The sequence below is a fragment of the Dehalobacterium formicoaceticum genome (assembly GCF_002224645.1).
GTDB lineage: Bacteria > Bacillota > Dehalobacteriia > Dehalobacteriales > Dehalobacteriaceae > Dehalobacterium > Dehalobacterium formicoaceticum.
Genome location: NZ_CP022121.1, coordinates 3376374 through 3400107, shown reverse-complemented (window position 1 = coordinate 3400107; position 23734 = coordinate 3376374). Strand labels below are relative to the sequence as shown.

At 39.3% G+C, this 23734-nt stretch carries 31 protein-coding genes and 1 pseudogene; 25 read left to right on the top strand and 7 right to left on the bottom strand.

The genetic code is table 11. The features are described 5' to 3' along the window. Window positions 1-231 precede the first annotated feature (231 nt). Together CEQ75_RS16560 and CEQ75_RS19265 are read right to left on the bottom strand one after the other, a co-directional pair. Window positions 232-471, bottom strand: a complete 240-nt coding sequence (locus CEQ75_RS16560; protein WP_157677513.1) for a helix-turn-helix domain-containing protein — start codon at window positions 469-471, stop codon at window positions 232-234. 153 nt (window positions 472-624) lie between these two features. Next, a complete protein-coding gene (locus CEQ75_RS19265; RefSeq protein WP_257914017.1) occupies window positions 625-756 on the bottom strand; it encodes a hypothetical protein in 132 nt (43 codons plus the stop codon). Window positions 757-1140: 384 nt separating this feature from the next. On the opposite strand from CEQ75_RS19265, the gene CEQ75_RS16555 reads away from it, so the two are divergent. Then, window positions 1141-1335, top strand: coding sequence for a hypothetical protein (locus CEQ75_RS16555; RefSeq protein WP_089612177.1), 195 nt, complete (start codon window positions 1141-1143; stop codon window positions 1333-1335). A gap of 164 nt (window positions 1336-1499) precedes the next feature. On the opposite strand, the gene istB is transcribed toward CEQ75_RS16555, so the two are convergent. Next, window positions 1500-2279, bottom strand: a complete 780-nt coding sequence (gene istB, locus CEQ75_RS16550) for an IS21-like element helper ATPase IstB (protein ID WP_089608935.1) — start codon at window positions 2277-2279, stop codon at window positions 1500-1502. Then, window positions 2276-3865 carry an IS21 family transposase gene (gene istA, locus CEQ75_RS16545; protein WP_089608934.1) on the bottom strand — a complete coding sequence of 530 codons (1590 nt, stop codon included), beginning with the start codon at window positions 3863-3865 and terminating at the stop codon, window positions 2276-2278. The genes istB and istA overlap by 4 nt, the downstream gene beginning before the upstream one ends. Window positions 3866-3968: 103 nt before the next feature. Here istA and CEQ75_RS18765 point away from each other — a divergent pair, with 103 nt between their 5' ends. From CEQ75_RS18765 to CEQ75_RS19410, 13 genes are all read left to right on the top strand, one after another. Then, window positions 3969-4259 carry a hypothetical protein gene (locus tag CEQ75_RS18765; RefSeq protein ID WP_198306581.1) on the top strand — a complete coding sequence of 97 codons (291 nt, stop codon included), beginning with the start codon at window positions 3969-3971 and terminating at the stop codon, window positions 4257-4259. 611 nt (window positions 4260-4870) lie between these two features. Beyond that, complete coding sequence (locus tag CEQ75_RS16535; protein WP_089612175.1) at window positions 4871-5278, top strand: hypothetical protein; 408 nt, start codon at window positions 4871-4873, stop codon at window positions 5276-5278. Between the two features lie 263 nt (window positions 5279-5541). Beyond that, window positions 5542-5832: a transposase gene (locus CEQ75_RS16530; protein ID WP_089612174.1), complete on the top strand. Its 291-nt coding sequence runs from the start codon at window positions 5542-5544 to the stop codon at window positions 5830-5832. A 14-nt stretch (window positions 5833-5846) separates the two neighbouring features. Beyond that, window positions 5847-6302 carry an IS3 family transposase gene (locus tag CEQ75_RS18490; protein ID WP_157677511.1) on the top strand — a complete coding sequence of 152 codons (456 nt, stop codon included), beginning with the start codon at window positions 5847-5849 and terminating at the stop codon, window positions 6300-6302. Continuing rightward, entirely contained in the window at window positions 6247-6726 is a 480-nt protein-coding gene (locus tag CEQ75_RS16525; protein ID WP_157677541.1) for a DDE-type integrase/transposase/recombinase, read from the top strand. The genes CEQ75_RS18490 and CEQ75_RS16525 overlap by 56 nt, the downstream gene beginning before the upstream one ends. Window positions 6727-7459: 733 nt before the next feature. Next, a complete protein-coding gene (locus CEQ75_RS16515; protein WP_198306580.1) occupies window positions 7460-8674 on the top strand; it encodes a hypothetical protein in 1215 nt (404 codons plus the stop codon). Window positions 8675-9074: 400 nt separating this feature from the next. Further along, window positions 9075-9746 carry a CPBP family intramembrane glutamic endopeptidase gene (locus CEQ75_RS16510; protein ID WP_089612173.1) on the top strand — a complete coding sequence of 224 codons (672 nt, stop codon included), beginning with the start codon at window positions 9075-9077 and terminating at the stop codon, window positions 9744-9746. A gap of 109 nt (window positions 9747-9855) precedes the next feature. After that, window positions 9856-10038, top strand: a complete 183-nt coding sequence (locus tag CEQ75_RS16505; RefSeq protein WP_420828410.1) for a nucleotidyltransferase domain-containing protein — start codon at window positions 9856-9858, stop codon at window positions 10036-10038. Window positions 10039-10144: 106 nt separating this feature from the next. After that, entirely contained in the window at window positions 10145-10339 is a 195-nt protein-coding gene (locus CEQ75_RS16500; protein WP_089612172.1) for a hypothetical protein, read from the top strand. Beyond that, window positions 10329-10949, top strand: a complete 621-nt coding sequence (locus CEQ75_RS16495) for a GyrI-like domain-containing protein (RefSeq protein WP_089612171.1) — start codon at window positions 10329-10331, stop codon at window positions 10947-10949. Before CEQ75_RS16500 ends, CEQ75_RS16495 begins: the two co-directional genes overlap by 11 nt. Before the next feature lie 249 nt (window positions 10950-11198). Next, window positions 11199-11768, top strand: a complete 570-nt coding sequence (locus tag CEQ75_RS16490) for a flavin reductase family protein (RefSeq protein ID WP_089612170.1) — start codon at window positions 11199-11201, stop codon at window positions 11766-11768. 174 nt (window positions 11769-11942) lie between these two features. Beyond that, window positions 11943-12323, top strand: coding sequence for an EFR1 family ferrodoxin (locus tag CEQ75_RS19415; RefSeq protein ID WP_338031975.1), 381 nt, complete (start codon window positions 11943-11945; stop codon window positions 12321-12323). Window positions 12324-12361: 38 nt separating this feature from the next. Further along, a complete protein-coding gene (locus CEQ75_RS19410; protein WP_338032031.1) occupies window positions 12362-12706 on the top strand; it encodes a 4Fe-4S dicluster domain-containing protein in 345 nt (114 codons plus the stop codon). Between the two features lie 170 nt (window positions 12707-12876). Here CEQ75_RS19410 and CEQ75_RS16480 read toward each other — a convergent pair whose 3' ends face one another. Beyond that, window positions 12877-13338, bottom strand: a complete 462-nt coding sequence (locus CEQ75_RS16480) for a MerR family transcriptional regulator (RefSeq protein ID WP_089612169.1) — start codon at window positions 13336-13338, stop codon at window positions 12877-12879. A 288-nt stretch (window positions 13339-13626) separates the two neighbouring features. On the opposite strand from CEQ75_RS16480, the gene CEQ75_RS16475 reads away from it, so the two are divergent. The 4 genes and pseudogenes from CEQ75_RS16475 (at window position 13627) to CEQ75_RS16460 (ending at window position 16237) form a co-directional block, all read left to right on the top strand. Beyond that, window positions 13627-14562 (top strand): alpha/beta hydrolase, encoded by a 936-nt coding sequence (locus CEQ75_RS16475; RefSeq protein ID WP_089612168.1) that lies wholly within the window; start codon window positions 13627-13629, stop codon window positions 14560-14562. 28 nt (window positions 14563-14590) lie between these two features. Further along, the gene (locus CEQ75_RS16470; RefSeq protein ID WP_242965295.1) at window positions 14591-15319 is read left to right on the top strand and encodes a dihydrofolate reductase family protein; all 729 of its coding nucleotides are present in this window, start codon (window positions 14591-14593) and stop codon (window positions 15317-15319) included. Window positions 15320-15365: 46 nt separating this feature from the next. Beyond that, window positions 15366-15834: pseudogene (locus CEQ75_RS16465) on the top strand (cupin domain-containing protein). Between the two features lie 85 nt (window positions 15835-15919). Then, entirely contained in the window at window positions 15920-16237 is a 318-nt protein-coding gene (locus CEQ75_RS16460) for a carboxymuconolactone decarboxylase family protein (protein ID WP_089612167.1), read from the top strand. A gap of 304 nt (window positions 16238-16541) precedes the next feature. Here CEQ75_RS16460 and CEQ75_RS16455 read toward each other — a convergent pair whose 3' ends face one another. Together CEQ75_RS16455 and CEQ75_RS16450 are read right to left on the bottom strand one after the other, a co-directional pair. Beyond that, window positions 16542-16937, bottom strand: a complete 396-nt coding sequence (locus tag CEQ75_RS16455; protein WP_242965292.1) for a pyridoxamine 5'-phosphate oxidase family protein — start codon at window positions 16935-16937, stop codon at window positions 16542-16544. 199 nt (window positions 16938-17136) lie between these two features. Next, window positions 17137-17604, bottom strand: coding sequence for a hypothetical protein (locus CEQ75_RS16450; RefSeq protein ID WP_089612166.1), 468 nt, complete (start codon window positions 17602-17604; stop codon window positions 17137-17139). 208 nt (window positions 17605-17812) lie between these two features. On the opposite strand from CEQ75_RS16450, the gene CEQ75_RS16445 reads away from it, so the two are divergent. From CEQ75_RS16445 to CEQ75_RS16415, 7 genes are all read left to right on the top strand, one after another. Continuing rightward, on the top strand, window positions 17813-18436 hold the full coding sequence (locus CEQ75_RS16445; protein WP_089612165.1) for a class I SAM-dependent methyltransferase: 624 nt from the start codon (window positions 17813-17815) through the stop codon (window positions 18434-18436). A 53-nt stretch (window positions 18437-18489) separates the two neighbouring features. After that, entirely contained in the window at window positions 18490-18822 is a 333-nt protein-coding gene (locus tag CEQ75_RS16440) for a CGGC domain-containing protein (RefSeq protein ID WP_089612164.1), read from the top strand. 111 nt (window positions 18823-18933) lie between these two features. Beyond that, window positions 18934-19800, top strand: a complete 867-nt coding sequence (locus CEQ75_RS16435) for an arginase family protein (protein ID WP_089612163.1) — start codon at window positions 18934-18936, stop codon at window positions 19798-19800. Between the two features lie 153 nt (window positions 19801-19953). Further along, window positions 19954-20436, top strand: a complete 483-nt coding sequence (locus CEQ75_RS16430; RefSeq protein WP_089612162.1) for a PaaI family thioesterase — start codon at window positions 19954-19956, stop codon at window positions 20434-20436. Between the two features lie 253 nt (window positions 20437-20689). Continuing rightward, window positions 20690-21859, top strand: coding sequence for an iron-containing alcohol dehydrogenase (locus CEQ75_RS16425; RefSeq protein ID WP_089612161.1), 1170 nt, complete (start codon window positions 20690-20692; stop codon window positions 21857-21859). Between the two features lie 234 nt (window positions 21860-22093). After that, entirely contained in the window at window positions 22094-22678 is a 585-nt protein-coding gene (locus tag CEQ75_RS16420) for a LysE family translocator (RefSeq protein WP_242965284.1), read from the top strand. 25 nt (window positions 22679-22703) lie between these two features. Beyond that, window positions 22704-23480: an AraC family transcriptional regulator gene (locus tag CEQ75_RS16415; RefSeq protein ID WP_089612160.1), complete on the top strand. Its 777-nt coding sequence runs from the start codon at window positions 22704-22706 to the stop codon at window positions 23478-23480. Window positions 23481-23734: the final 254 nt, after the last annotated feature.

The following is a 23734-nucleotide window of genomic DNA, read 5'->3' as shown; positions in this document are numbered from 1 at the left end:
TCAAATTCACAGATATCTCCGGGCTCATACAAAGCCTTAATAAACGCTTCCTTTGGTTTCCATTCTAAACTGTGAATGGTTCGAAGAACGGTACTGTAACTTAGTTGGACACCCTCGGCCTCCAGCGCCTCAAAGATATCAATGGCTTTTTTTGCTGTTTGCGCTGCCCCTGATTTCGCTTAGTTTCATTCTCGTCAAGGTAGAACTGAATCCTTTTTATAACCCCGTCAGTCAATTTTCGTTTGGGTCGAATGCCCACAGTATACTGGGCGCAGTGGTAAGAGAATCGATTAGTGACTGGATATCTGCCGACCCGCTTGCCAATAATTGCTGTCTCCCTTCCCCATATTGTCCAATGTACTTTCCGACGGTGTCTCGATTGATCCCTGTTATTTTCGCAATTTCCCGGCGTGATCTTCCTTCATGAATATGCATCATTAAAATTTGTTGTTTGATGTTCATTGTTATCATTCTCTCCCAGCCCCTACCTGTTGAGTTTATCTCAAGTAGGTTACTCTATTGTGGCCGGTTTTTCAATGACTACGGTGGCCTACTATTAGGTTACCATAGACAGTTGTTTATTAATGAGGCCATAAAGCATTGAAAAATGATATGATAATCCTTTCACACCGTAGTCTTGTCGGTACCGTGCCGATATCCGCTGCGCTCTTCCGTATTGTGCTTCCCTTTGGGGCCGGCATACTGCACTACATCTTCCTCCAGCATCATCCACATGACATCGAGGCCCAGCGACATCGAGAGCTCCATCAATCCCTAGCGTGCCTTTTCGTACAGCACTGTACTGTTTATTATTTGGATACTTCCATTGACTGATTCTTTGTTTTCCTGATATACTTTCATTATGACAGCTCCTTCTGTTATTCTGATTGTCTATCGTCTAGCAACTTTATTCTATCAGAGTTACTTGGAGTTGTCATTTTCAATTTCTACGGAGTTTAGGGCAGATTCCCGTTTCATACAAGCAACTGATCGTGATGTTTTGATGGATTCGGGAAAAAGTAGTGCCTTTGGTAATAAAAGTCCCGTATATTGAAGGATATGGTTTAACTGCTGTCGAAAATTTTGGGATAATTGTTTAGTTAGAAGCTTCAAAATAAAAACTTTGAGGAGGATGACTCAGTGAAAGCTGTGAAATCACCCTATATAAGCCTTTCAGACAGCGTTCGCTATAGACCGGAATACTTTGGCGGAATACTATTCGACATTAGCACAGGAACTATGATGGATGTTGATAGGGAAGCATATTTATTAATAGAACTGATCAAGAATATGGGTGTATTTGTCAACTTAAAATTAGGCCATATAGTCATTTAATTTTCGGCCACTAAGAAAAAAAAATTTAGTCGTTTCATAAGCATATTTAGTTTTCAAAGAGCATTGTTTCACGATGAATGCTAACGCGCTATCGCTTGTTACACCCTGTATAAATGTTTATCAAAAACATGATAAACCTTTATACAGGGTTATTGTTTTTTTCTTCATGCCAGTTGCTGTTGTTGTAACCACTCCTTCGTTTCTTTCATGCGGTACGAGTTTCCATTCATGTTGACGATGTATGACTGATGCGTCAACCGGTCAATCATGGCCGCCGTCATCACGGGATCCTGAAAAATTTCACCCCATCGTTCGAAGGATAAGTTGGTTGTGATGATTGTCGATTTGCGACCAGCCCTCAGCGACAAATGGGTAAACAATAATTCAGATCCTTCCTTATCAAAAGATATATAACCCATTTCATCGGCAATAACCAAATCATATTTTTCAAAGCGGTTCTGGAAGGCTCGAAGAGTTTGCTCTGCTCGGCATTCTTTAATCCGGTTAATGAGGAGGGGAACAGTTGTAAACCATACTTTATATCCCTCCAGGCAGGCCTTTAAGCCTAGCCCAATACTCACATGCGTCTTGCCTGTTCCCGGGTTCCCCGCCAGAATAATGTTGCGCCCCTCCTGAATAAACTCTAATGTTTTCAGCTGCTTTAACTTCTTTTGGGCATCATCTGGCAAATCCGCGATGACCAAATCTTCAAGGTACTTTTTATGTGTAAATTCAGCCAGACGAATGCGATTATGCCGCGAGGCTTCCCGACGAGCATCACATTCCTTCTCCAGTAACTGCGCCAGAAATGCTTCATAACTGGCATCCTGCTGCGTTGACTCCCGAACTTGCTCATCCAAATGCTTACGAATCATAGGGAGTCTCAGTTCTTTGCTATATTCCAATATCGCTTCCTTAAACGCCTTGCGCGGCGCGTTACTCATGCAACGTCCTCCTTTGCTTTTGGTGTATGGGTATCAAACATGTCATCGTACATGCGAAGCTGCTGTGCTGACCGCTCTACAATCTCTTTTCCCGTTTTCGAGAGATTTGGTTGAACAACAGGCATCGCGTCACGATTCCTAGCACAAAGCACTTTAATTTTATCCGTAGTCACTTGAGCCGGATGAATTTTCTCCAGCTCCCGAATAGCTTGCTCGACTTCCGCAAATGGGACATCGTCTCGAATATATTGCAATAGCTGTATAAATTCCTTGTCTTGTTTGGTATAATATGTTTCGTATATTTCTTTTATCCTTTTAGGAGCCTGCTGCCATGCCGCACTACCGGCAAATGCACCAGGTTTTTTCCTTAGCGTATCCAAATAATGATTCAGATCAAGCCGCCACTCGTGGTTGCCGGTTAATCGCACATGCTCCGCTACCAAGGATTCCTGATGGAAGCATCGCACCCGGGTCGCATATGCTTTAATCATGATCGATTCACCTACCAAATGATCCGGTACTGAGTAACGATTCTGATCAACGATGATGGTGGAATATTTGTTCACCCGTCCATAAATCACGCGAGCTGCATCAAATGGTGGAAGGGTGGGCAGCAATGCGGGGCGCTCTTCTTCCAATCGTTCCTCCGCCGTCTGGCCGTTGTACTCATCATGGGACTTACGATTACGCTTAGTGCACACATCCTGCAAATATTGATTTGCCTCCTCCAGGGATTCAAATTCGTCCCGAAAAGCGAAGGCTTTTCGGCGAACGACCTCGACGCTTCGCTCCACATGACCTTTTTCGTTGCCCTTGCGAATATTGCAAAACCGATACTGAAAACCATAGTAGAGCGACAATTGAAGCAATCCTTGCGTCGGCTCCTTCTCCGTTCCAATAAACCTTTTCACCGCGACTTTCATGTTATCGTACACCATGGTACGATACACTTGGCCGATATGCTGGAAAAACAGGGCGTGTGCTTCCTGAAAACACTCTGTTGTTTGTTTGGTGAACAGATAAGCAAAGCGATAGTTCCCGTAAGCCGTTGTGAATACGGCCATCTGAAAAACTTGAAATTTTCCATTAATTTTTAGTTTAACCTCACCCCAATCAAATTCGCAAATGTCTCCAAGTTCATACAGAGCCTTAATAAACGCTTCCTTTGGTTTCCGTTCCAAGCTTCTAATGGTTCGAAGAACGGTACTGTAACTTAGTTGAGTACCCTCGGCTTCCAGTGCTTCAAAGATATCAATGGCTTTTTTTTGCTGCTTGTGCCGCCCCTGATTTCGCTTAGTTTCATTCTCGTCAAGATAGAACTGGATCCTGTTCACAACCTCGTCAGTCATTTTTCTTTTGGGTCGAATGCCCACAGTATACTTGGGGGCAGAAGTGAGGGTGTCGACTAGTGCCTGGATATCTGCCGACCCGCTCGACAATAATTGCTGTCTCCCTTCCTCATATTGTCCAATGTACTTTCCTACGGTGTCCCGATTGATCCCTGTTATTTTCGCAATTTCCCGGCGCGATTTCCCTTCATGAATATGCATCATTAAAATTTGTTGCTTGATGTTCATTGTGATCATCTCTCCCAGCCCCTACCTGTTGAATTTCCTCTCAAGTAGGTTAATCTATTGTGGCCGGTTTTTCAATGACTACGGTGGCCTACTATTAGATTACCATAGACATATGGGCGTTGTAAATATTAATGATCTCGACAGGATTTGGGTCAAAGTACATAACAGACCCCATAGCCGTAGAGCGGCTATAGGGATTATAGAAAAGTTACTATTAATACAAGGCGATTACCGGTCCTTGTATTCAGTATGGGAAAAATATAGCTATTTTGTTGAAGACGATAAAGAAGATGAAGAAGATGAAGATGAAGATGAAGAAGAAAGGATGATATCCCCACCCATTCCGTCTGAAAGATCCTCCGGAAGAGGTATCATTGAGCAATTCTCAAATATGCTCGAATGACTGGGAAGGAACAGGCAGGTATGATTCGGTTCTACGGTCAAATACCATGCTGTTTATGGCTGTGACATGGCATTTAGTTTCGCATATTTGCTGGATGGGCGAAGAACAAGGATATCTTACGGATACCTGCATGTCGTCACAAGATCAATACGTAGTGATGGTATCATATTTCTTCCCGGACATCACACAACCCAGCGCCCTTTGGTTTCAATTGAAATTTAAGGACGCTTTTTTTAGAAAAGAGATGATCAAATGTCAAAATAAGAGAAATTTATATTTAAAGGACCTGAAGGAAGTTTATGGCTTATCAATTAGACGAATTGAGAGGCTAACGGGAATTGGCAGGGGGATTATCCAAAGAGCATAATGTGACAGGACCCCCGTCCCCGTGTCACTTGTTCACGTGGCACTTGAAACAAAGGGTTTTTAGCTGTTACAGAGGAGGGATAAGGGAACATTCAGGCAATTACCCAAAATCACCGGTATATCTAAAAGTGTAATTGACTGGATATAGGGACGATGTACCTGTCCCCTCCTGTCCCTCCATTTTTGGTGGACGGAATATAAATCTTATATAAGGGCAATATATCTCCTGAAAAGGAGTGTTATATATGTACTGGAAATATTCTTTGGGTTTTTTAATCGCATCCCTTACTCAAGCTGCAATAATTGCGGGATCAGAAGCCTTTGGGATTTCTACCCTTGGAGCTAAAATAACTTTTGGGCAACTAATTATCCATATTCTTGCTGGGCAGGCTGCCGGATTTTTGCTAATGGTTATAATGCAAGGCATAACGGGTATAGCTAAAACAAATTTTTGGTTGCTTGGCAGTATTTACGGAGCTATTGTTTGGGTAGCGTTAGTTTCAATCAACTCTGCGCAGGGTACTATTAATGCCCCCTGGACTCAAGGTCCCTCTACCATAATTGCAAGTTTGCTTGCCTTTGTTGTCTATGGAATAACAGCAACTTATACCATTAAAAAATATGGAGAACAAGTTGTTAAGGCGGTTTGTTGAGAAAATTACGGTTTTTGATAATAAATCCACCGTTAAATTTAAATCGATTGACATAGTGACATAACATTTGTGACTGACCGCCTATCAGGAGATAAATTCTCTTGTTTGGTGGTTTTCCTTTTTCTATTCAATGTTCAGATATGCTGTGAATGGTAAAATAAAGTACATAGTTTTTGGCATATAGAAACTGGAGTGCTATAATTAAAGTGCGGTCCAAAATCGCAAGGAAATGATATACTAAAAATACAAAGGAGCGATTTTGGATGGCAAAAAGTTACACAAAAGAGGAACGCATTGAAGCTCTAAAACTAGCTAATGAAATAGGGGCAACGGCAGCAGCCCAACGATTGGGAATTAAAGAAGGTACAATTTACGGTTGGAAAGCCCGAGCCAGGAAACAAAAAATGGTATTTGATAGTAACGGCCGGCAAATGAGCGAAGAAGAAATCAAAGCAGAAAATGACAGACTTCGCAAGGAATTAAAACAAGCCCGGGAAGACATAGAAATACTTCAGGATGCTTTAGGTTTTTTCGCAAAAAGCCGGAGGAAGTAAAAAAGGATCAGCGGATGAAGTACATTGAATTACGCAGCCAGGAAAGAAAATGGAGCGTAGCGGCATTATGTCGGGTACTTCAGGTAAGCGAATCCGGCTATTATAAATACCTTAGAAATAAAAGTAAACCCTACAAATATGCTGATCTATTAAAACAGATTTATGATCTCTTGAAAGAAGATCCGGAAAACGCAAATTATGGAGTTAAAAGAATATATCAATACCTAATGAATAAAAAAAATTATGAAGGTAGCTATAGCACTATATACAGAATATGTAAAGAAAACAATCTAATGATCCATTGTAAAAGAAGGCCAAAAGGAATAACGAAAGCCGATTCTGAGGCACAAAAAGCAGAGAACCTCATAAACCAGGATTTTACAGCACAAAATCCCAATGAAAAATGGTTAATGGATATTACCGAAATACCTTGTAAAAAACGGGAAGCTCTATCTTGCGCCAGTACTTGACTGCTACGACGGCAGCATACGTGGTTTTAAAATGGATACTAATATGAAAGCCGAACTTTGCGTAGAGGCCTTTAAACATGCCTGTCGCAATGATGGGGCCAGGGGAATGATCCTGCATTCAGACAGGGGAAGCCAATTTACCAGCGGTATCTTCAGAAACACCTTAACTCAATATGGGGCAATACAAAGCATGAGCAGTGTCGGCCGTTGTTATGACAAAGCTAGAATGGAGAGCTTTTTTGCCACCCTAAAAGAAGAAAAACTATATCAGATGGATACTACAAAAATGACTACAGCAGAGGTTAAAACAGTAATATACAGGTATATTTGTTACTATAATTTAAGGCGTATTTATAGTACGAACAATGGATGGCCCCCAATGATATTTAGGGGAATGTATTACCAAAATCAAATAGCAGCCTAAATTGACTTTTTAAAATATAGTCCGATTGTTTTATGAAACCCCGGTGGCCTTGACATCCACCCCACGCGTGTCGTTATTAAATTACCGACGGGCGGCTCCGAGAAACATAATGTTTCATATAAGCCCCGTCTAAAAACTATTTTAACACGCTTGGGGACCCCGTCTGTAAAGGCTCCCCTTCGGCACCTAAGTAGCCCAAGTGGTAATTATCTCTGGGCTCACCAAAAAACATTAATAGTTTTCATTAATTCTTAAACATGTTTTCAATGGTGGTGCTATTTTAGGAAGAGTAAATTTCCATTTTCAATTAAACTAATATTTTATCCTTGCGCTTTTTTACTGAACCAATATTGACAAATCCAGTTAACAGATGAAAATGCCCAAAAAATAATCAAGGATCATTGCCATGTATATCATGCGCTAGATTTGCAAAGGTTTGACGCAAATAAGAGAAATTTATATTTAAAGGATCTGAAGGAAGTTTATGGCTTATCAATTAGACAAATTGAGAGGTTGACGGGAATTTGCAGGGGGATTATCCAAAGAGTATAATGTGACAAGACCCCCGTCCCCGTGGCACACCGTGGCACACTGAAAGCGAATATACCTCAGTGGTTTTATTGACGTCTGAAGATTACGAGGATGAGCAAGAGTAAAAATACATTCGCGAAAATTACAAGTATTATAATGAGGTGCTTAATATCCTCATCAAATCTTATTTCGGAGGAATAACATGGGGGAAACTGTAAACATTAATAACTCTAATGAGCTTGGGGTCGTTAGAAAAGAAAACGATTTAATAGAATTTACAGAGGGAATGCTGTTGGCTGCGCGTGCTACTATAAATAGTAAGAAAACATTAAGCGTACCAATTGCAGAGTTATCGGCTTTAGGAGTTGGGGTGTCATCACTTATTCCAGCATTGAACACTGTCACACAGACAACCACATTTGCTACAGAGGGCTTATATCAATTAGCCAATGCTGGCGTTGGTGATGTTCTGAAGGTTGCGAAGAATGGTAATTTTTGGGGAGCATTTAAGACTGCTGATGGTACATCAAAATTTGCACAGCTTCAGGCAGCAGGCCCATTGTCTGCTACAACTACAACAGCCGCCACAATTAACCCAGCCATAATGTTAATGGCAGTAGCGCTTTTCCCGATCGAAAAAGAGCTCGGTAATATTGCAGAAATGGAAAAGCAGATTTTATCATTCCTGGAAATTGAAAAGGAATCAGAAATCGAAGCTGATGTAGAAACATTGATGAATATCGTCATGAAGTATAAGCTCAACTGGGATAATGAGCATTTCGTTGCTAGTAACCATAAGCTGGTATTGGATATTCAAAGAACCGCCAGAAAGAATATGATCGTATATCAGAAGAAGGTTAATGAGTTCCATAAAGCGAAACACTTCATTGTCGCACAGAGTAAAGTAAATTCAACATTGGCCGACTTAGAGAAGAAGTTCAAATATTATAGATTATCACTTTACACGTTCTCGTTGGCATCGCTTATGGAAATAATGCTAAGTGGTAATTTTAAAGAAGAATACATCTCAGGCATTAAAGATGAGATAAGAGAAATGTCACAAACCTATAGAGATTTATTTGGAAAGTGTTCGGTTCGTCTTGAAAAGATGGGTAACTCCGCGCTGGAAGCAAATGTGATAAAAGGATTAGGTGCCGCAGGCAAAGCTGTTGGAAAGTTCATTGGTAATATTCCTCTTGTGAAGGAGGGGTCGGTTGATGAGTTCCTTCAAGATAAAGGTGCTCATTTAAAAAGCAATGCTATCGGAATGGAAAAGAGAGCTGTCGGGGCATTTGCGGCAATAGGCAATCCGGGTACAGGCATGCTTGTTGAAAAAATGCAGGATATGGTTCAGATATATAACCATACTTCGCAGATATGCTTTGATAAAGAAAAGATATATTTAATAGCTAATTAGGGGAAAGGTTTAAAAATGGGGCTATCGTTAAATGGTTCGTGAACCATATTCCAGATAACGACAGACACATATGACATACTTCCTGTCGTGTCGAGCCGTGGTGGTGAGACATCAATATCAACGTCTCAACCTATAAGCTTGGACATGTTCCCACTTACGTAAGACTGAAAATCGGCCATATAGAGACGGTGGAATTGATGTCAAGGGTAAAAGAATGAATGCGGGGAAAAACCTTATATGCAAGGCTTTTAGCACATATGGGTGAGAAACCCATTGCGTGAAAGCGTGATTTTATCGCTCATCGGGAACAAGTCCAAAAGGGCAGTTTTTGATATTAGTCAAGTGTTCAGGTTAGATGTATTGAATTTTTATATTAATATTTTAAGAAATGGGTTTAACTATGGATAGAAATACAGAGGCAATTAAGTCAAATGCGAAATCTTTAATGATACAGTTTGTTATATCTGTTTGCGGTGTATTTGTTGCTGCGTTTGGTTTGTGGATGTTTAATCAACATTTACTGATGTCATTTTCTTTGCCATTGCGCATGATTCTTATGATCGTCACGCAATGGTTGCTATTCATCGTTCCGGGGATATTAATGATTGTAAATAAGGAAACCCCCGGAGATATCGGTTTCAGAAAGGAAAAAATTCTGCAGCAAATAGGCATCGGTGTATTACTTGCTTTATCTATGTCATTAGTTTTGACTGTTCTCCCCATTATGATTGGTTTTAAAGACATGGTCGGAAATACAACTTATACGCAGACATGGCAATTTGTTTATCAATTTATCTATGCAATATTGGGAGTTGCCCTTGCAGAAGAACTAATCTTTCGCGGTTACATATTCCATAAATTATTGGTAATCAGGAACTCTAAGTTGTTTGCTATCATTATATCATCTTTGCTGTTTGGGCTATTTCATATATTTAACGGAAATATCATTCAGATTTTTATGACAGCATTTATTGGATTTCTCTATTGTATATCTAGAGAGAAAATCAAAGGTTGTACGCTACTTTCGTTGATTATTGCTCATGGTGTGTACGATGCCATGATTGTATTATAGGTTTCTATATTATGATCAGATCGTAAAGCTGTTTCAGATTAGCTATCGGGTCTTGCTGACTGAGTAGGTTAGAAGCCAGGTGTTCGCAAGTGGTCAGGTTAGGTGTTGCATGGTAAATAAAACAGATGCCATTGAGATAATGTCATATGCCGAAGAAAATGGGATCGCCATTTGGGTAGATGGCGTTTGGGGCGTTGATGCGCTATTAGAAGAGGAAACAAGAGCAAACAACGATATTGATTTATTTGTGGAAAAAAGCAATAGCAAAAAATTTATTGAAATATCAAAATAAAAAGGCTTTGCTGAAATTACAGAAGCGTATACAACTACATCGCACACGGTTTGGAAGGACGCTAAAGGTAGGATAATTGATCTAATGCTAGAATAAAGGAGATAAAATGAGCGAATATGCGAAACAGGAGTTGGAGGAGGCAATTATTTCCCTTGCTTCAACTCTGCACAAGTGCGAAAAGATGCAGGAAAGCGGCAGGCTGCTGTCCTCGCAGAAAACTTTAAACGACAGGCGGGTAAAGGCATTGCGGATTGCACTGGCGCTTATTGAGAAAGAGGTGAGGTGCAGCGATGCCGATTGACTATAAGAAAACCCAAAAAGACTTATACCAACCAAAGACGACGCCTTCTATTATAAATGTGCCGGAAATGACTTTCATTACGGTCGACGGTAAAGGTGACCCGAACATAAGCCCGGAATATACCGCCGCCATTGAGCTGCTTTATGGGCTATCCTATACCATCAAGATGGGCAACAAATCGGTCTTGGAATATGTTGTTCCGCCGCTCGAAGGATTCTGGAGCGTAGACGATGATTTTAGAGGCAGTGGCGCGGCGATAACCGACAAGGACAAGTTTATGTGGACAATGATGATTCGACAGCCTGACTTCGTAACAGAAGACATTTTGGAAGCCGCAAAGGCTACACTGGCAAAGAAAAAACCTAACATTGATACATCAAAGGCAAAGCTTAAAACAATCACAGAGGGTTTATGCGTTCAGGTAATGCACATCGGTTCCTATGATGATGAACCCGCTACTGTAGCGGAGCTTGATGGTTTTGCTATAGAAAACGGCTATGCCATCGATATTGACGACACACGCCGTCATCATGAGATATACATTTCTGACCCACGCAAGGTCGCACCGGAAAAATTAAAAACGATAATCCGCCATCCAATACGGAGGTAGTTCTGCAGACGGAAAATAGCTATATCGTCAAAGGGGACAGATTAATCACATGAGCTGAGTATGCTCCGATGAACAAAGCCAAGGCATCCTACGTTATTATTTTTGACCCTATACTTTATCAATTATAGAAAGCTACTAACTTAAAAGCCGGTACTTGATTATTGTTAGGCTCTCAATTATCATAAAGGTAAACAGAAGATTTGTACAGTTGGATTAATTAAAATCTTATTAAGCGGAGGTATGATTTAAATGAAAAAAGACCTTGGAGTAAAACCTTACTTGTTTCCTATGCCAGTTTTAATGATTGCCACTTACAGTGAGGGCGATGTCGTCAATGTTATGAACATGGCGTGGGGCGGCATATGTGCAAAGAATATGGTTGCACTGAACATTAATGAAACCCATAAGACGGCAAAAAATATTAAGGAGCGTAAAGCATTTACCCTTAGCATTGCAGATATTGACCATATCAAAGAAGCGGACTTTTTTGGTATTGCGTCCGGAAATAAAATGTTCGATAAGTTTGAGCGAAGCGGCCTCCATGCCGTAAAGAGCAACAAAGTAGATGCACCTGTCGTTGAAGAATTTCCGGTAACTTTGGAATGCAGGGTTGTTGAAATTCAAAATGGGAAATACGGTTTTAGAGTGTTAGGTGAGATTGTAAATGTTTTGGCGGATGAAGCAGTCCTTGACGAAAAAGGAAATGTAGACCCAGTGAAACTGAATGCCTTTGTCTTTGATCCGTTCCAGAGCGGTTACTACGCAATTGGCGATAAGGTTGGGCAGGCATGGAACAGTGGTGCAGAGCTGATGAAATAACCACATTAATATTTGTGAAGATGTGTAGAAGTAGGGCTGTTGCACTAAATGAAAAATCGGTGCACGGTCCTTTTTTTCGTTGAAGCATAAATTCCTATTATACTGTTGTTTCACAAAATGCATTGATAGAGGGACGATGTACCTGTCCCCCCGTCCCTCGGGGAGGAACCAAAAATGTTAGGGATTTATTTTAGTGGCACAGGGAATACAAAATATTGTGTTGAAAGATTTTTAGGTTACTACGACGGGAGCAAGCCAATTTCAATAGAAAATCCAGATGTAACCGAAGCAATGAGAAAAGCCGAAACTATTGTCTTGGGGTATCCAATTTATTACAGCAATATCCCTAAAATTATGAGAGATTTTATTTATCATAACAGAGCTAATTTCAATAATAAAAATGTTTTTATTATTTGCACAATGGGATTGTTTAGTGGTGACGGTGCAGGTTGCAGTGCGAGGCTATTAAAAAGATATGGAGCAAATATTGTAGGTGGACTTCATCTTAAAATGCCAGATTGCAAAGGTGATGTAAAGTTGCTAAAAAATCTTTAGAGGAAAACAAGCAACTTGTAAAAAGTGCAGATAATAAAATTAAAGATGCGGTGGATTCAATAAAACGAGGAAGGGCCACAAAAGACGGGTTGAATATTTTATGCCATGCCGCAGGACTATTCGGGCAAAGATTGTGGTTTTACAAAAAAACACTAAACTACACCAACAAATTAAAAATTGATAAAAGAATGTGTATCGGATGTAGTAGATGCGTTTCTCTTTGTCCAATGAGTAATTTGTCAATATTCAATCAAAAAGCAAGTGCTGATAGTAAATGTACTATGTGTTATCGTTGTATTAGTAATTGCCCACAAAAAGCTATTACACTTTTAGGCAAAGAAGTTATTGAACAATGTCTGATGGAAAATTATTTAGCAAAATAGCAAAGAACAGCAAGTGCAGTACTGTCAGACAGCATATCATCCTATATTTAACAAGAAGTATTTACTCTTACACCAAGGGAAGGAGATTGTAGATCAACAATTAGCCATAATAGCAAATCCGCAAATAAAAACAGCGGTCCATGGACTTGAACCGCTGTTTTTCGGAATATTTATTTTTTAGTATTTGTCAATCCTTTTGATTTTTCTCTGGCGCTCCGAAACTCTTTAGGAATATCCTTTTCTTCCATTGCTGCATGTACCGCACAAGTGCCGGCTTTCCTAGCGGTTTCATAATACCAGTGCTTGTATTCCAACATATTGAGAGTTTCCTGCATTTGCTTAATTTGATTAAGGACAGATTCATGCTGCTTATCAATCAACGTTAGTCGCTGCTCGATAGTGGAATCCCCCTCAATACACCAATCTATAAAGAATTTAATATCCTTGATTGACATTCCCGCTTTTTTTAGGCATTCGATCGTAGATAACCATTCAAAATCCTCATCTTTAAACATTCGAATGCCGCCACCGGAACGTTCTACAAAAGGTAGCAAACCTTCTTTATCATAATATCGCAATGTGGAAGGTGCAACATTTAATTTTTTTGCCATTTCCCCGACTGTATATAGCATGTTCATCTCCTCTAATTATTTTTATTATGATACCATTGACTTAAAGTTAGCTTTAAGTCGTATAATGTTAATTAAGTTAAACACATTATATATTTTAGATTATGGTTCTGTCAATACCAAGAATATTTAGATAAATGATAAACAAACTAAATTTGGACCAAAGATGAAAAAAAATTAAAAACCTATTGACTTAAAGTCAGGTTTAAGTTGTATACTTTAGTTAAACTTATAGTTCGATAATTGATTGAACTAGAAAAATCAATGGGATAGTAAAGGAGAAAATAAATTATGCCACAAACAGGTAATTACATTTTCGAATTAAGCGACAAGGTCATAAGGAAATCCGTTTCTTATAGGAACCGATATGGAATTACGATATCTGCTGATTTGTATATCGAAAAAGATTTTGATGAGCATAAAAAATACCCGGCAGTTATCATTGGTGCCCCATATGGCGGAGTAAAGGAACAAGGCCCTGGCATCTACGCACAGAACATGGCAGAGCGTGGATTTGCTGCTCTTAGCTTTGATCCGTCATTTAATGGATACAGCGGCGGACATCCAAGACATGTCTCATCACCGGATTTTTTCGTGGAAGATTTTAGTGCGGCGGTGGACTATATTGGTACTCAGGTTTTTGTGGACAGAAGTAAAATAGGAGCGATCGGTATATGCGGCAGTGGCGGATTTGCCCTGAGTGCAGCCCAGGTAGACAGACGTATTAAAGCGGTTGCTACAATCAGTATGTATGATATGTCACGTGTTAATTCAGATGGGATGACAGATGAGGAAAGAAATGCAAGACTGGATGATTTAAATGAGCAAAGATATATAGACTTTGAAGCAGATTTCCCGGTGCTTTCCCAGAGAGGGGCGCCAATTGGTTTTGATGCTGCAACAGATCCAATTGGCATAGAATTTGGAGAGTTTTATTCCACACCACGTGGTTATCATCCCAATTCTATTACACAGTTTACTGCAACAAGTAGTATGTCTTTTATGAACTTCCCCCTTTTGACCTATATTAAGACAATTTCTCCCCGTCCAATCTTATTTATAGTAGGGGAAAATGCCCATTCGCGTTTTTTCAGTGAAGATGCACTTAAGGAAGCGTTAGAGCCGAAGGAACTTTATATTGTTCCAAATGCCAATCATGTGGATTTATATGATAAGACAGATTTAATTCCATTTGATAAGCTTGAAACCTTCTTTACGACAGCATAAAATAGAAATTATTGAGAGGAAAATTAAAATGAAAATGAACAGACCGTATATATTTTGCCATATGATGACTTCGGTTGATGGAAAGATTATGGGTTCTTATATGGGAACCACAGAGGGAAATAAAGCTAGCGGTGTATTTTATAATATTGCCTTTGGCAAAAATCCTTATTACAAACATCAAGGTTGGCTATCCGGTCGGGTGACTACTGATGATAACTTCACAAATTATCGTAAGCCTGAGTTAGATGAAAATGCCCCAACTGTCCCGGAAGGGGATTTTATTGCAGAACGCCATACCGACAAGTACTATGTTTCGGTAGACCCTTACGGTAAGCTTGGTTGGGAAAGTAATATACTAACCTATATTGATACCACCGCAGATGTATTGGAGGTACTTACAGGAAAAGCAAGCAACGCTTACAAAGCTTTTCTCAGAAAGTTAGGCATTTCCTACATTATTGCCGGTGAGGAGTCTTTGGACTATACAGTTGCTATGGAGAAAGTTAAGACACTATTCGGCATTGAAACCTTGATGCTAGGCGGCGGCGGTGTCCTCAACTGGTCATTTATGCAGGCCGGTATGTGCGATGAGCTGAGTCTTGTAATTGCCCCGGTTGCTGACGGTTCCTCGGAAACTCCTGCATTGTTTGAAACACGGGGTGGTTTAGCTGCTGATCATCCTATCGGGTTTACATTAGAAAGTGCTGAAGTCAAGGATGGGGGCAGTGTGTGGCTACGCTATACAATGAAGAAATAGAATGATGAATTAGAGTGAAGAAGTAAATTGAAGGAGTGATTATCCAATGAATACACAGGATATTAAGACCATTTTTCCCATTGGCGATAAAAATGAAGCATATGCAAAGTATTTTGTCGGGCAGAGTTATTTGAATATGCTGACCACCACCGGGGTGGTAATTGGCAATGTGACCTTTGAACCAAAAAATAGTTGACTGGTTTGTTGTAATGCGAGAGGTGGTAATTGGCAATGTGACCTTTGAACCGGGGTGCCGTAACAACTGGCATATCCATCATAAAGGCGGACAGATTCTTCTGGCCACCGCAGGCCGTGGATATTATCAGGAATGGGGTAAAACAGCACAGGAGCTGCATCCCGGTGATGTGGTAAACATTCCGCCGGAAGTGAAACACTGGCATGGTGCAGCTCCCGATAGCTGGTTTGCCCATCTTGCCGTTGAGGTTCCCGCGGAAGGTGCATCGAATGAATGGTTAGAAGCGGTATCATACGAGGATTATAGCAAATTGAAATAGAGGGAGGACAAGGTTGGGCTGAAAAGAAACTGTTCACATTGACGTAAGTTGCCAGGTGAAATTCTCGGAATAGGGGGATTATAGCATGAAAAAAGTTACAGCAGGGAGAGATATATTAGGTGATTTTGCTCCTAAATTTGCTGAGTTAAACGATGATGTTCTATTTGGTCAGGTATGGTCCAGAGAAGAACAGCTTTCGCCGAGAGACCGCAGCCTCATTACTGTTTCTGCATTAATGGCAAGTGGAATTTTGGATAGTTCTTTGAAAGGGCATATTCAAAGGGCTAAAGATAATGGTGTTACTAAAGAAGAAATGATTGAGATTTTGACACATCTTGCTTTTTATGCCGGCTGGCCAAAAGCATGGGCAGCATTTTATATGGCAAAAGAAATTTATGATTGAATAAAACAAAGCGTTAACCGTCACTTAAGGAATTTCCTTGGTTGGCGGTTTTTTTTCATAAAACCGAAAATAATTATTGACATATATCATAAACGAAGTATAATAAAAACCAAGATGACATTAACGGGCTGCGCTCATAATGGCATCATAAATATAATTGAGCATTTTCATAGAGCTTTTCGAATAGCGCATTTGCATTGTGGAATGGTATTTGCACGGGGAAATTAGTGCAAGTACCATTTTTTAAAGATATAGGAAGATATAGGCCTCACTACCGATATGTTTCAGTTGTGAGGCCTTACAATTAAAGTTCTTTTTTGTTGTCAGCATTAGGAGTAGTTACAATAACCTTTTTTGGAGTAATAATCAGTGCTCCTTTAGCCGTAGCAGCACCGTTAAACATATCCGATACAAGCTTTTTGTAGGAATCAACAATAGCACCCTCGGTAATATATTCAGCAGTCCCTTTAATCTGATAACCTTCCATGGTCGTTGGATTGCAGGCAGATACAGCGATTTTTCCGTTAGCCTTGATGTTATTTAATGTGGTTTCCAGGAATACATCTCCGACGATTAACTTTCCGTCTTCGGTCACATCTTTGAATGCAACAGGAACTGCATTTGGTTCATCAGAATAAGTTGCCAAATACCACATTTGTTCCTTCAAAAGATTTACTACATTGTCATTCATGCTCATCATCAATTACCTCCATTGTTTTATTTTTAGTTTTCCCCATGTGAGCTTATTATTATTATAGAAAGGATGCTTAAAAATTGCAAGATATAAGCAAATTTATGATATGCTAATAAATTACATAGTAACTTGTTTAAAGATAGTAATGCTCATGTAAAATAGCTTATTTCTACGGACGGGACAATCCATTAGCCCCATTAGCCAGTTATTTTTTGCTTTTATCAGTTAGGTACCATTTAGAATTTTTTAATTTAAATTCAACAGATTTAAAACCTTTAAGTTTCATACCATGAATAATTTTTTTGTCAGGTAATACCGCTTCAACTGTTTTTAATCCTGCTGGACAACTCATAACGATGACGGTATCAGCACCATTAGAAACTTCCTGAATTGATTTCTCTTTTTTCTTAGTATATTTACATAAACCCATAATTACTGTACTATCAGTTACATGATATTCGTTTTGAAGGATGTTGCTTAAATGATCCATTTCTTTATTCATTGCTAGCGGTTTAAAAAATATACTCATTACCGGCTGATTTACTCCTTGATACAGGCTGCAAGAGATGTTAGCACAAACACCGCAACCTATGATGCATATTTTTGCGGAGTTATTTTCCGCTAATTTTTTGCAAAGATAATCTTTTGGTAATGGTTCTGAATAAACTGGCATTTTATTCTCCTTGTTAAACCAATTATAACGCTTCTTAAATGAGCGCAAATAGATTTATATCTACACGTAGATTATATCCAAATTGCTAAAAGAACTAAAGATATAAACCAATTTATGATTTGCTAATAAAAATCATAGTAACTTATTTCAAAATAGCAGCGGCTTGGTTCTTAGAATATCCATAAAAATTGAAAGTGGTGAGAAAATAATGCAAGAGGATAATCTCTTTAATACAGATGTTGAAGAATACGAAAAGTGGTTTCAAACAAATGATAAGTTACTTGATTCAGAAGTGGAAGCCATAAAACACCTTATTCCGATCTCTGGAAAAGGGATAGAAATTGGTGTCGGTACTGGAATTTTTGCTTCCCGCTTAGGTATCCGGGATGGAGTAGAACCATCCGATAAAATGGCTGCCAAAGCCGCAAAAAAAGGTGTTAATGTAATACATGGAAAAGCAGAAAAAATTCACGTGGATGATGGATCATATCAATTCGTATTAATGGTGACAGTTGATTGTTTCCTTGAAGACGTTTTGCAGGCTTTTTCTGAAGTTCATCGAATACTTGTAAAGGGTGGGGTATTTATTATTGCTTTTCTTGATAAGGCTACGCCGCTTGGTCAATTATATGAAAATAATAAGCATCTGCATAAAAGTTACAAAAATGCCAATTTCCATTCTTCAGAAGAGATGACAGAATTACTGAATAACGCCGGGTTTGAAATCCTCGAAAGAAAGCAAACAATCTATACATTAGAGAATAAATACCAAGAAAGTAAAGCCGGATTTGGAGAAGGGATTTTCGCTGTTATTAAAGCAATGCGGTCTTAAAAGTTTTGCTATTGAAATTAAATTAACTTTGTTTATAAAATGAGGTGAATATCATGAAAGCAGGAGTAATCAGATGTATGCAAACCGAGGACTACTGTCCCGGTACAACCGATTTTAAAATGATTAGAGAAAAGAAAGGGGCCTTTGAGGGGATCGAAGAAGATATTGAAATCGTAGGTTTTATAAACTGCGGAGGATGTCCCGGTAAAAAGGCAGTTTTACGCGCTCGGGAACTTGTGAAAAGAGGTGCCGACACAATCGTTTTTGCCTCCTGCATCCAGCGGGGCAATCCTATCGGTTATCCATGTCCGTTTGCTAAAAAAATGAAGGAACTGATACAGAAAGATTCACCGGAACATATAAAATATTTGGATTACACCCACTGAAATTTTGGGGTTTAGCCTGCAATATTACAACAAGACATCCTGCGTTGTAACTTTGCAGAGTACCTTGTTTCGTCGTATGCTTGTATTAGCAAAATGGAAGGGGTGGTTATAATGGCAAGTAAGACGGTTCGTTTAATATTTCCGGAATGGCAGGGAGGCGTCAATCCCAATTATGCAAAAGGTGCGGAAATTCTGGCACTGATCGCACCTCAGGGGAATCAGTGTGAAACATTCAGGGTGCCGGTGTCGGAAGACTTTGACAAGGAACTGGAGTTTACGGACGGTTTTTATGGCAAGATAGCCATCCTCGCTCAGCAGAAAGCAGCATATCAGATCTTGGAGAAGAGCCAGCCAGATAAGATTTTAACCTTCGGCGGCGATTGTTCCGTGTCACAGGCACCATTTGACTATCTTCATGGGAAATATCAGAAGGACATGGGCATTTTATGGATTGATGCGCATCCTGATATTTCGGAGCCGGAGGATTTTTCCCACGAGCACGCAATGGTTCTCGGTAATCTCCTGGGCGGCGGAGCCCCTTCCATTGCGGAAATCGTAAAGCATCCCTTTACCCCCCAACAGGTGATGTATGCCGGACTCATCGAATCAAAACTTATGGACTATGAAGCAAAGAAATTGGAGAAAATGAAAATAGCTTATGCTACGCCTGCAGATTTGGCTGACGGTGGCCAACCTGTGATCCAATGGCTGAAAGAAAATAAGTTTAAATATTTTGCGGTTCATTTTGACCTGGATGCATTATCGCCGAAGGATTTCTATTCTCTTTTATGTAATGAACCCCATACTCCGACGGTTGATTATGCTGTAGGCCAGCTCACACTTGCGGATACCGTTCGCATGATTGCGGATGCCTCAAAGGAGGCCTCTCTCGTAGGGCTTACGATTGCAGAATACTTGCCATGGGATATCATTAACATCAGGAAGGAATTTGCTAAACTCGATATTTTTAATGATTAATTCTTGTTTAATTAATATCCGCGAAGAGGCCAACAAATTCTATAAGACTTTGTTGGGCATTGACAAATTTCAATTTATCGCACGGCTTAGATTTCAGATTAGATATATAATGCAAATCTTATATTTAAGCGTAGAAAGGAATAATTAATTCATATGAAAAAGCTTAATCCTGAACACATAAAAGCCATTTTGGAGTTAATTAACCAAGGACCTTACTTTCAGCTCTTATCAATGGAAGTCTGCAAACTGGATTTTGGATATTGCAGAGTTGATGTAAACTTGGAAATGAAGCACCTTAATCCTTTTGGAGGGCTTCATGGCGGAGTTTACGCTTCCATAATTGATACCGCCGCTTACTGGGCGGTTTATTGTGACCTTAAGGAAAATGTTGGTTTAATTTCTCTTGATCTTAAAGTAGACAATCTGTCTACTATCAAAGATGGCAAAATAATAGTTGAGGGGAAACGGTTAAAGGCTGGGCGAAGTATTTGTTTGTCAGAAGCGACGGTTACAGATACCCAGGGAAAGCTTTTGGCGCATGGCACATCCAAGCAACTGATAACCACAGGGTTGCAGTCTATAAACCAAGCCGTTACAGCTATGGGGTATCAATCGTTACCTCCAAAATTCTTATAATAATGAGGAGCGGTATAATTCCTCCAAAAAAATTTTAATTCAGGTATTGACTTAGAGTTAACTTTAAGGGTTAAAATAGCATTACATCAGATAAAGTTGCTGGTAAAGTTGCCGGTTTTACGCAGCATGCGTTCTATGTATGATGGCCTAATGCATGGGCAGCCTTTGCATTGGCGAAAGAAGTATACGATGAAGAAGCGGCGAAGTGAAAAAGAGCTAATTAAGTCTTTTGAAATAACAAGGAGGATAAAAAATGTTAGGAAATTTCAGCTATTCAAACCCTACTAAATTGTATTTTGGAGAAGATTCTTTAAATTACTTAAATGAGGAACTACCTAAATACGGTAAGGGTGTATTGCTGGTTTACGGCGGAGGTTCCATTAAGAAGAGCGGCCTATATGATAAGATTGTCAAAATTCTTAAGAGTAATGGCAAAGAAGTATTTGAGGATGCTGGGGTTATGCCCAATCCCACTGTTGAAAAGCTATATGAAGGCTGTAAAAGGGCCAAAGACAACAATGTCGATTTGATTTTGGCCGTAGGCGGCGGCTCGGTCTGTGATTATGCGAAAGCTGTGTCGGTTTCAACCTATTGTGATGAAGACCCCTGGGAAAAATACTTTCTGCGTATGGAGGATGTTGATAATAAAATTATCCCCGTAGGATGCGTTCTGACGATGGTCGGTACAGGTTCCGAAATGAACGGCGGCTCCGTTATTACCAATCATGCCGCAAAACTGAAAATCGGTCACATATTCGGCGATAATGTTTTCCCGAAATTCACCATTTTGAATCCTGTATTTACCTATACTGTACCCCAGTATCAGATGGTTGCCGGCTTCTTTGATATCATGTCGCATGTCCTGGAGCAGTATTTCTCTGGCGAGGATGACAATACCTCGGATTATATTATGGAAGGGTTATTGAAGTCCTTGATTCATAGTTCCAAGATCGCAGTCAAAAACCCCACAGACTACGAAGCAAGAAGCAATATTATGTGGACGGCAACATGGTCGCTTAATACCCTTATTGATAAAGGTAAATCCACAGATTGGATGGTTCACATGATTGGACAGTCTATCGGCGCTTATACCGATGCCACACATGGTATGACACTATCCGCAATCTCCATGGCATATTACCGCTTCATCATGCCTTATGGGCTTCACAAGTTCAAGCGCTATGCAATCAATGTCTGGAATGTAAACCCCGAAGGAAAAACAGATGAACAGATCGCTAAAGAGGGTCTCGACCAGATGGAAGCATATATGAAAGAGATAAGCCTAGTGATGAGCATCAAGGATTTGGGTGTAACTGAGGATATGATTGACGGTATCGCAAATGGCGCTTTTATCTTAGAAGGGGGATATAAGGTATTAAACCATGATGAAATTGTCAATGTCTTGAAAAACAGCATGATTTAACCTTAAAGTAATCTTATACTTATCATAATTATTTGCGCCAATTGCATTTCATGCAGTTGGCGTTCTACTTTTATACTTATATTATGGCGATGTTCCCCTTGCCTGAAATGCGGAAGAATTGCTCTGCAATAATATACTATATGCCTTGAACGATGGGATGTATAATTTAATTTATCCGATAGCTTAGGGTCAATAACACCACCCCTTCTTGACTATGAATATACTTTTAAAGGAGTGTGTATCATAAATATTACATCCTTTTTAATATACTGTATCATTGTTACCTTCACACCAGGACCTACCAATATCGTCATATTATCTACAGTGCATAATTTTGGGGCAAAAAAGGCAATGGAATATACCTATGGAGCAACTTTTGCATTTGGGCTATTACTTACTATTTCCGCTGTGTTGAATACTATTCTTATCACGATAATACCGAAGATTTTAATTCTGATGCAGATAATCGGAAGTGTCTATATGCTCTATCTTGCTTATCAAATCTATAAAATGGAGGTATCAGAGCCGGCTGAGATACAAACGGGTACTTTTGCTTCCGGTTTCCTGATGCAGTTTGTAAATCCCAAAGTAGTATTGTTCACAATGACAGTAATTCCAAGCTTTGTTATGCCATATTATACTTCAACCTCTGCCCTTGCAGCATTTGCTGCCGCTATAACAATTATTGGATTTTTCGCATTTGTTACATGGGTTCTCTTTGGTGTAATGTTCAAAGAATTATTGCGGAAACATCAAAAGGCTGTTAATATAATTATGGCATTGTTTTTAGTTTATTCTGCATTAATGATCTGGATGTAGGAAAGCTAATTAAGAGGTGAATTTAATGGACAAATTTATCTATAAAAAATCGGCGGGTATTACTGCACTATCAGCAAGTATTTCTGATTTTGTGTACAAAAAGCACTCTCATCAGGATTATGCAATAGGTGTAACATTACGAGGTATTCAACAATATAACCTGGATGGCAGTTTGCAATTATCATATCAAAATGGTGTTATGCTTTTTAATCCGGAACAGGCACACGATGGAATGGCACGGGATGAAACAGGTCTTGATTATGTTATGCTATATATTGAGCCACAATTACTCGCGGAGGTTCTTGAGAAAAGGGATGCAGTACGTTTTGAAACCCCTGTTGTGTACGATTATAGGCTTGAACAAAGAGTGTTAAGTCTCTCTGATGCAATATTAAGCGAAAAAGATGAGGCTTTGTGCAGTGAATTGTTTTTATCTTTGACAGATAGCCTTATTCAAAATAATCTTTCTACAGACTGTAAGAAAGATAATTTTTTAATTAGAAAAGCAAAGGATATGATTCATAGCAACCTCGAAAATGTACTTAAACTTGGCGAGATAAGCAAAGAGTTTAATTTATCGAAGTTTCAACTTATCAGATTATTCAAGGCTCATACTGGGATTTCGCCATACCAATACTATCTTAATTGCAAGGTAGAACTTGCAAAGCAGTTAATAGAAATAAATAGAGATGTTTATTCAGCAGTAGCAGAATGTGGTTTTGTCGATTTATCCCATTTAAATAAACATTTTAAAAGCATATATGGAATAACAGCATTTGAATATATATCACACATAAATTAAAGTCCTATCCTCGTAGACAGTGACTTTTTCAATCAACTGTCGAGCCAGTTGTTCGTCGTATTCGGTAAAAAAGGTTAAAGAACATGCTCTCAGTGCTATGATGGTCTTAGATTATTTTAATTATATTAAGGTAAATGATTAGCAAATCAAAATCAAGGCTCTCTACGTTCAATTTCGTAGAGTACCTTGATTTTTTTATCGCTCTTTTGCATGAAATACAATATATTATAATTGACAATAGTGTGTAATACACA